Below are 6,265 nucleotides of genomic sequence, written 5' to 3'. Positions count from 1 at the left end.
GGGGTATAGCTCAGTTGGGAGAGCACTTGCCTTGCACGCAAGGGGTCAAGGGTTCGAATCCCTTTACCTCCACCAAAGCTACGATGTAAATCGTAGTTTTTTATTTTATATAAAATAATTTTAAATTCTTCTTTAGTATAATTTTAATTACTAAAAGAGGAATTTTTTTTTATTTATAGAATTAATAAAAAAATAAAAAAAAGTTAAATGGTAATTAATATAAAATATATAATATTATGTCGTAAAATAAATTAAAATTTGTTATGGTTTTTTTGTTATCATTTGAAGAAAGTATTATATAATAGTGTTATAACATTTAAAAATAAAAGATATAAAAAAACTTGTTAATTATTCTTATCATAATATAAGAATGGGAGTGGTCGTGTGGAAAAGAGAATAAACTTAGAAGAAAAGATTATAAAATTAAAACTTGAAAAAAGGGACTTGGTTTTAGCTGGTAAAAATACAAGTAAGATAGATGAACAGATTGACAATATAAAAAATGAGTTAGATAAATTATCAGTTGGAGTAAAATAAATTTTTAAATATTTAATCTTTAAGCATATTATATGAAAATATATCATAATAATTTTTGAGGGAAGTATATTTCTATTTAAATATAGGAGGGAATATTTATGATAAGAACAGTGGTATGCGAAAAGGAAGGTTGTTCAGGAAATACTTTTTTGATAGAAACTCAAGGAAATAATTTAGTTTTAACATGTGAGCATTGTAAAAGTAAATATGAGTTTGATATAAGTTATTACGATTTTATAATACTATCTAATTGCTCTAAATGTAATAATGACACTTTTAAAGTATTTAGAGATACTGAAAAGGAAGGAATATATGCTAAGTGTGTAGAATGTGGATCTACACCAGAAAAAATATATATTGATTCTGATGGAATACAAGTATCTTATGAAGCCAAGTTGTTAAATGATATAAAAGAGCTTATGTATTTATTAGAACAAAGAATTTGTAATTTAGAAGTAAAATTACAAGATTTAGAAAGTAGTCAAGGAATATTAGAGGAATCATTAGCTTATATAAATAGATATTTAGTTGAGAAAAATTAAATAAATTTTATTTAATTAATAAATTAAGGAGAAAAAGATGAAAAACAAAAGAATTATAATTAGTTGGACTTTACTAATTGGATGGATGTTATTTATATTTTGTATGTCAAACCAACCAGCTGAAGTTTCAACTAAACAAAGTGACTTAGTAATAAAGTTACTTTCTGCTATAGGAATTGATTTAAATACTCATTTAGGATCAATTGCTTCATTTATTGTAAGAAAAGCAGCTCATTTTACTGAGTATTTTATATTATATTATTTTGCTATTTTAGTTTGTAAGAATTATGTTGATATAAAAAGGGCAAGAATATATTCATTAGTTATTGTTTTAGGATATGCAATTACTGATGAGATACATCAATATTTTATACCAGGAAGATCAATGGCCATTAGAGATGTTATAATTGATTTTTCAGGTGGGGTTTTTGGGTTTATAATTAATTGGGTTATTTATAAGTTAAAATATAAGAAACAAAATAAATATAATGTTAAGGAAAGAATAGTGAGTTAAAATTATTTTTAACGTTAATAGAAGAAAGAGTAAAAATTAAAATTTTAAATTTTAAATTATATAGATTTATACTAATGATTAAAAACTTAGTATAGGTCTTATTTTTTTTAGTAATTTTAAATTTCATTAATAGTAAATATTTAAGTTAATATAAAATAAATTTAATAAATATATGCACCTTATTTATAGAATATAGATATAAGTTAGAATAAAACAATATATTATATGGTTAAACTATAATTAATTGGAATAATTTTAGTTAATGTAAAATTTAAGGATAATAGGATGATATGAATTAAGTACTATTTATAAGTATGATTTCATAAAAATTAAGTATAACTTTAAAATAATAGTTACCAATAAGAGGACAATAAATTAATCTATATAAAGAAAGGTGGGTGAAAGATAATACTAAAAATAGTATTATCGTGATGTTATGAAAGACTACAATTATAAGAAACTTAGAAATGTAGGGTTAATAGGTCATGGAGCAACAGGAAAAACATCTTTATCAGAAGCTTTGTTATTTTATACGAGCAACACAGATAGATTAGGAAAAGTTGAAGATGGTAGTACTGTTATGGATTATGAACAAGAAGAAAAGAGAAGAGGAATATCTTTATCAACTTCAGTTGCTTCATTTGAAGAGAATGACACTAAAATTAATATAGTAGATATGCCGGGGTATTTTGATTTTCAAGGAGAAATGTATCAAGGTATGAGAGCGGTTGATATAGCCACAATTGTAGTATGTGCCGTTTCTGGAGTACAAGTAGGAACAGAAAAAGCATGGGATTATTGTGAAAAAATAAAATTACCAAGAGCATTTTTTATAAATAAAATGGATAGGGAAAATGCTGACTTTGATAAAACGTTAGAAACCATGAAAAATAGTTTTGGAATGAGTATAGTTCCTATTCAATATCCTATAGGGAAAGAAAACAGTTTTATAGGAATAGTAGATGTTATCTCTAAAACTGCAATAAAATATAATTCTAAGACTGGTAAAGAAGAGACAATCGATATACCTAATGAGTTAGTTGATAAAATTGAAGAATGTAAGCAAATGATAATGGAAGCTGTTGCTGAAACTGATGAAGAATTATTAGATAAATATTTAAATGATGGTGAATTATGTGATGATGATATTTATTCAGGATTAATCAAAGGATGTGCACAAGGTGAAATAGCACCAGTATTATGTGGTAGCGCTTCAAAAGTTATAGGAATAAAATCAATGATAAACAGTATAATTCAATGTTTCCCATCACCAGAACATTCATTACCTCAAAAAGCATTAAATTTAGATAATTCTGAAGAGGTTTTCATAAAGACAGATGAAAATAAACCATTTTCAGCTTTAGTTTTTAAAACTATTGCCGACCCATTTGTAGGTAAAATATCTTTATTTAGAGTTATTACAGGAAAAATTAATGGAGAATTGACAGTATTAAATCCTAATAAGGAAAAGCAAGAAAAATTAAACCATTTATTTTTTATGAAAGGGAAAAATCAAGTTTCAACTAAAGAAATAGTTGCTGGTGATATTGGTGCAGTATCTAAATTACAATACACAGCCACTGGAGATACATTGTGTAGCGAAAACTTTAAGGTAATGTATGATAAGATAAATTTACCTAATGTAGTAATGCCAATGGCAATACTACCTAAGTCAAAAGGTGATGAAGAAAAGATATCACTCTCATTATCAAAATTAATGGAAGAGGATCCTGTATTTAAAATAGAAAGGGATGTTGAAAATGCAGAGACCATAATTTGGGGATTGGGTGAAACTCATTTAGAAGTTATAGCTAGTAGAATAAAGAGTAAATTTGGAGCAGATGTTATTCTACAAGAACCAAAAGTTCCATATAGAGAAACCATAAAAGGTAATTCAGACGTGCAAGGTAAGCATAAGAAACAGTCTGGTGGGCATGGTCAATATGGAGATGTAAAAATAAAATTTGAACCAAGACAAGATGGTGAATTAGACTTAGAATTTGTGGATAAGGTTGTTGGTGGAGCAGTTCCAAGAAATTTTATTCCTGCAGTTGAAAAAGGATTAAGAGATTGCATATCAACTGGTGTTTTAGCAGGATATCCAGTTGTAGGATTGAAAGCTACTCTATATGATGGTTCTTATCATCCAGTGGACTCATCAGAAATGGCATTTAAAGTGGCAGCTTCAATTGCTTATAAGAAAGGATTAGAAGCAGCTAAGCCAATTTTACTTGAACCAATTATGAATGTTCAAATTTTAGTTCCAGATAGCTATATGGGAGATGTAATGGGTGATATAAATAAGAGAAGAGGAAGGGTCATAGGAATGGAACCAGAAGGAAAGGTTCAAAAGATTAGTGCAGAGGTACCAATGGCAGAAATGTTTAGCTATGCAACAGATTTAAGATCAATGACTCAAGCAAGAGGAAACTTTACTAGTGAATTTTTAAGATATGATGAAGTTCCAGCAAATGAACTTGGAAAGATCTTAGATGATGTTAGAAACTTAAGGGAAGAAGCCTAAAAATAATATTTAATATGCCTATTAAGAAGTTGAAAAATATACTTCTTAATAGGCTATTATATTTTAATTTTAAAATATAATAAGGAATAAAATAATAAATAATTACATAAAATAAGGACAGTTAGGAGAGAGATACCAAGTTATGGGGGTTGAAAACAATTAATAGGAGGGTAAAAAATGCCAGACTATAAAATGGATATAAGAGGAAAATTAGGACTTAGTGAATATAGTGATATTTATGACTACATGGGAATAGTGGATAAGAATGATAATTTTACTATAACTTTAGATAATTCAAATAGGCAACATGTAAATATAATTACCTCCATGTTAAAAGAAAGTAATTTTTCTATATTGGAAGAGGGAATTAGTAATTCAGGAGATTATTATATTAGCGCTAATAAATATAAATAAAAAATCTCTAAGGTTTTTACTTTAGAGATTTTTATTTAGAATTATTAGAAAAAGTTACTAGTAATATGTAAATATTAGAATAAAGAGGTTATAATGAGTATGTATGAATTATATTGAGGTGAGTAAATTGAATAGCGAGAAATTTAATGAAATTTCAATTGAATATATAGTGGGAGAGATTTTATGTAAAAATGAATTAACTATTTCAACGGCTGAATCTTGTACTGGTGGAATGGTAGCAGCTAAGTTAATTTCATATCCTGGTATATCATCTTCTTTTTTAGAGGGGGCAGTAACTTACTCTAATGAAGCTAAGATGAAAAGGCTTGGTGTTAAGAAAGAAACCCTTAATGAGCATGGAGCAGTAAGCAAAGAAACAGCAAAAGAAATGGTTGAGGGAATTGCAAAAGAAAGTGGTTCTAATACATCTATAGCTACTACAGGAATAGCAGGACCTGGAGGAGGAACTGATGAAAAGCCAGTAGGATTGGTTTATATAGCTGTACATGTGAATAATAATACAATAGTTGAAAAGTGCAATTTTACTGGAAATAGAGAGGTGGTTAGAACTTCAGCAACTAACCATGCTTTAAAAATGCTTAAAGTTGAACTTGAAAAACAAAATTATAGATAAATTTAGAAAACAAAAATAATCCCGTTAATATTTAGATGACATTAAAGGGATTATTTTTGTATATAAATAAAATGGGGGAGAGGCGATTAACTATGAAGTTTAAAACTTCATTTATATTATTGTCAAGAATTAAAATTAATATACATTAAGTAAATAAAATATTTATAAAAGGAGAGATATATGAAAAAGATCACAAGAGCAAACACATATTTTTTAATAATTATGTTATTACAACTGTTTTTACCAACATATTTAATATTTAATTGGTTTAATATTACGGATAGTAAATTAATGTTGTTAATTAGTCATATTGTAACTTTTATTTTTCCAGCGATAATATATTTAATTGTTACAAAGCAATCAGCAAAAGATGTGCTAAAATTGAACAAGCTTTATTTAAAAGATACACTATTAATAATATTATTAGCATTTTTATGTCAACCGATAATGACATTTTTTTCTCTAATTTCTCAATTCTTTTTTGAAAATGAAATTGGAAATTTTGTAACTGGTATTGTAGACTCTCCATATATAGTTTTACTTTTGCTCATAGCTGTATTACCAGCAATAACAGAGGAAATTACAATAAGGGGAGTAGTATTATCAGGTTATAAAGAGAAAAATATTTATTTGGCATGTGCTATAACGGGATTATTATTTGGAATAATGCATTTAGATCCTCAACAATTCTTATATGCAGCAGTTTTAGGTTTTATATTAGCATTGGTAGTAAGAATAACTAACTCAATATTTGCATCAGCATTAATACATTTTTTAATAAATGGTACATCAATAACATTACAAAAATTAATAAGCTTAATACCTGAAAGTACTTCAGTAATGGAAGAAGCTACAGATATGAGTTTAAAAGGAATAGGAATTGCAGAAAAAATATATTTAGCTAGCTTTTATGGTTTAATAGCTGTAGCATTTGGAATAGCAGTATATTTTGTAATTAGAAAACTAGCAGAATTAAATATTAGAAGAGGGATAATAAAGAGAGAAGAGTTAGATATAAAATATAATAAAAGTAATGAGAGAGTATTTAATATTCCATTTATAGTTATTATAATAGTATATTTATTATATATGATGATGGG

General features: G+C 26.7%; 6 protein-coding genes and 1 pseudogene. All 7 read left to right on the top strand.

Annotated features, from left to right (window positions below; all coding sequences use genetic code 11):
• The first annotated feature begins 384 nt into the window (after window positions 1–384).
• Window positions 385–537 (top strand): hypothetical protein, encoded by a 153-nt coding sequence (locus I4V51_RS20220; RefSeq protein WP_195990244.1) that lies wholly within the window; start codon window positions 385–387, stop codon window positions 535–537.
• 98 nt (window positions 538–635) lie between these two features.
• The gene (locus tag I4V51_RS20215; RefSeq protein ID WP_195990243.1) at window positions 636–1,079 is read left to right on the top strand and encodes a hypothetical protein; all 444 of its coding nucleotides are present in this window, start codon (window positions 636–638) and stop codon (window positions 1,077–1,079) included.
• A gap of 37 nt (window positions 1,080–1,116) precedes the next feature.
• Window positions 1,117–1,593: a VanZ family protein gene (locus I4V51_RS20210; RefSeq protein ID WP_195990242.1), complete on the top strand. Its 477-nt coding sequence runs from the start codon at window positions 1,117–1,119 to the stop codon at window positions 1,591–1,593.
• Window positions 1,594–2,029: 436 nt separating this feature from the next.
• Window positions 2,030–4,117, top strand: coding sequence for an elongation factor G (gene fusA, locus I4V51_RS20205; RefSeq protein WP_195990241.1), 2,088 nt, complete (start codon window positions 2,030–2,032; stop codon window positions 4,115–4,117).
• A gap of 177 nt (window positions 4,118–4,294) precedes the next feature.
• The gene (locus tag I4V51_RS20200) at window positions 4,295–4,531 is read left to right on the top strand and encodes a hypothetical protein (RefSeq protein WP_195990240.1); all 237 of its coding nucleotides are present in this window, start codon (window positions 4,295–4,297) and stop codon (window positions 4,529–4,531) included.
• Between the two features lie 157 nt (window positions 4,532–4,688).
• Window positions 4,689–5,165: pseudogene (locus tag I4V51_RS20195) on the top strand (nicotinamide-nucleotide amidohydrolase family protein); the annotation flags it as partial.
• A 180-nt stretch (window positions 5,166–5,345) separates the two neighbouring features.
• On the top strand, window positions 5,346–6,265 hold a 920-nt coding region (locus I4V51_RS20190; protein WP_195990238.1), incomplete at its 3' end, for a type II CAAX endopeptidase family protein.

It is taken from the genome of Clostridium sp. D53t1_180928_C8 (genome assembly GCF_015667795.1).
Classification (GTDB): Bacteria; Bacillota; Clostridia; order Clostridiales; family Clostridiaceae; genus Clostridium.
Note: the sequence above shows the minus strand (reverse complement) of the source record. Positions and strands in the feature narration are given on the sequence as shown.

What these genes read in the sequence shown, in the direction of transcription:
- I4V51_RS20200 (WP_195990240.1), top strand. Translation starts at nt 4,295, where the DNA reads ATGCCAGACTATAAAATGGATATAAGAGGAAAATTAGGACTTAGTGAA.
- fusA (WP_195990241.1), top strand. Translation starts at nt 2,030, where the DNA reads ATGAAAGACTACAATTATAAGAAACTTAGAAATGTAGGGTTAATAGGT.
- I4V51_RS20215 (WP_195990243.1), top strand. Translation starts at nt 636, where the DNA reads ATGATAAGAACAGTGGTATGCGAAAAGGAAGGTTGTTCAGGAAATACT.
- I4V51_RS20210 (WP_195990242.1), top strand. Translation starts at nt 1,117, where the DNA reads ATGAAAAACAAAAGAATTATAATTAGTTGGACTTTACTAATTGGATGG.